General features: G+C 67.3%; 1 protein-coding gene. It reads left to right on the forward strand.

Annotated features, from left to right (window positions below; translation table 11 throughout):
* Window positions 1-8: 8 nt before the first annotated feature.
* On the forward strand, window positions 9-1,243 hold a 1,235-nt coding region (locus BLT64_RS25905; RefSeq protein WP_496559555.1), incomplete at its 3' end, for a DEAD/DEAH box helicase family protein.

Consider the following 1,243-nt stretch of genomic DNA (forward strand, 5'->3'; position numbering starts at 1 on the left):
TGTGAGCGATGGGCCAGCATCCTTCCTATGACGATTTCCTGCGCGCCAAGGCCGCCATCGCGCCGCGCTTCGGCGGCATGCAGGTGGACGAGGCGACCCTGAACCCGGCGCTCAAGCCGCACACCCGCCGCATGGTGGCCTGGGGCCTGCAGGGCGGCCGGCGCGCCTGGTTCGCGAACTTCGGCCTGCACAAGACCGCGACGCAGCTGGAGACCATGCGCGTGCTGACCGAGACGACCGGCCAGCCGACGCTGATCACCGCGCCGCTGGGCGTGCGACGCGAGTTCATGCGCGAGGCGCAGGAGCGGTTCCGCGGGTCGTTCGCCGTGGACCTGAAATTCATCCGCGACACGGACAAGGTCGACGGGCCGGGCATCTACCTGACCAACTACGAATCGGTGCGCGAGGGCAAGGTTTCGCCCGATCCGTTCATCGGCGTCAGCCTCGACGAGGCCGCGATCCTGCGCGGCTTCGGCGGCACCAAGACCTTCCGCGAGTTCATGGCGCTGTTCGCCGGCGACGACCGGCGCGACCAGTCGAACCGGGTCAAGACCGCCGGCGTGCCCTATCGCTTCGTCGCCACCGCCACGCCCAGCCCGAACGACTATATCGAGCTGCTGTCCTATGCCGGCTTCCTCGACGTGATGGATATCGGCCAGGCCAAGACCCGGTTCTTCAAGCGCAACTCGGAAAAGGCCGACCAGCTGACCCTGATGCAGCACAAGGAGCGGGAATTCTGGCTGTGGGTCGCGTCCTGGGCGCTGTTCGTCACGAAGCCCAGTGATCTGGACCCGTCGTTTTCAGACGAGGGCTACGATCTGCCGCCGCTCGACGTGCGATGGCACGAACTGCCGGTCGATCACCTCGCCGGCGCCGCGGTCGAGAAGAGCGGCCAGAAGCGCATGTTCAAGGATGCGACGGCCGATCTGTCGGCCGCGGCGCGCGAGAAGCGCGAGAGCCTGCCGGCGCGGATCGAGAAGCTGATGGAGATCCGCGCCGAGGACCCGGCCGCGCACCGGATCATCTGGCACGACCTCGAGGATGAACGCCGAGCGCTGGAAAAGGCCGTGCCTGGCATTGTGACCATCACGGGGAACGGTTCGCAGAAATTGGACCGCCGCGAGGAGCTGATCGGCGATTTCGCCGACGGCCGGGTGCAGGAGCTGGGCGCCAAGCCGGTGATGTTGGGCAGCGGGACCAACCTGCAACGGCACTGCGCCTGGCACGTCTTTCTCGGCATCGG

This window comes from Paracoccus denitrificans (assembly GCF_900100045.1).
GTDB lineage: Bacteria > Pseudomonadota > Alphaproteobacteria > Rhodobacterales > Rhodobacteraceae > Paracoccus > Paracoccus denitrificans.